Origin of the sequence: Winogradskyella eckloniae, assembly GCF_013249045.1 — a bacterium.
Taxonomy (GTDB): Bacteria; Bacteroidota; Bacteroidia; order Flavobacteriales; family Flavobacteriaceae; genus Winogradskyella; species Winogradskyella eckloniae.
Genome location: NZ_JABRWP010000022.1, coordinates 1 through 874, shown reverse-complemented (window position 1 = coordinate 874; position 874 = coordinate 1). Strand labels below are relative to the sequence as shown.

Below are 874 nucleotides of genomic sequence, written 5' to 3'. Positions count from 1 at the left end.
GTTAAATCAAAACTATCTTGACCATCGGTATTTAATTCACATTGTATATAGTCTGTTACTGCTACAACATCTGGTAATGGATGTACTATAATACTAAAGTCTACTAAGGCATAACAACCTGTAAGATCATTGGTTACTCGTACATAAATCTCTTGCTCTGGTGTCGCTATGTTTTCATAAGCTGTTGGATCTGCTATCGCATTGCTCCCTGAATCCGCATCTTCTGCCGTTTCATAGTAACTTGCCGTTACATTGGCTTCGCCATTGAGTAATAACACCTCATGTTCTGTTAAATCGAAAAACTCAATACCATTCCCAGCATTGTCATTATCACACAACTCTAAGTCTGGTACAACTTGCGTTGGCGTTGGGTTAGGTTGTACTCTTATCGTTAGGGTTACCATATCTGTACAGCCTGTATCTGTATCTGTAACCACAGCATATAACGTCTGTGGATTTGCTACAGCACCATTAACACTGGTATTGGTATACTGTGTGGGATCTGCAATTACATTCTCCTGCGCTTGCGCATCTGTACTGGTCTCATAATAGGACACCGACCAACTTGCGTTTCCGCCAGTAATCTCATTGTCTTTTACTGTAAGATCAAATGCCGTGATCTCATCGCCTGGTACTTCGCCTAAATCATCACAAGCATTTAATTGTGTTGGCTGTATTGCTTCTGGTGGTAAGGCGACGTTTAATTCTAAACTACCTGTATCTTGACAACCTGTTAATGGGTCGTATAAACGCACATAGATTATCTGTGGGTTGGCTGTGTTGGTATAATTTCCAACATTGATTATTGGATCGTCTCCCGTTTCTGCATCGGCCGCACTCACATGGTAAGTCAATGAAACCTCAGATGGATTCT

General features: G+C 41.1%; 1 pseudogene. It reads right to left on the bottom strand.

Features of this window, described 5'->3' with window-relative positions:
• Positions 1-874, bottom strand: a pseudogene (locus HNV08_RS16210) (hypothetical protein); the annotation flags it as partial.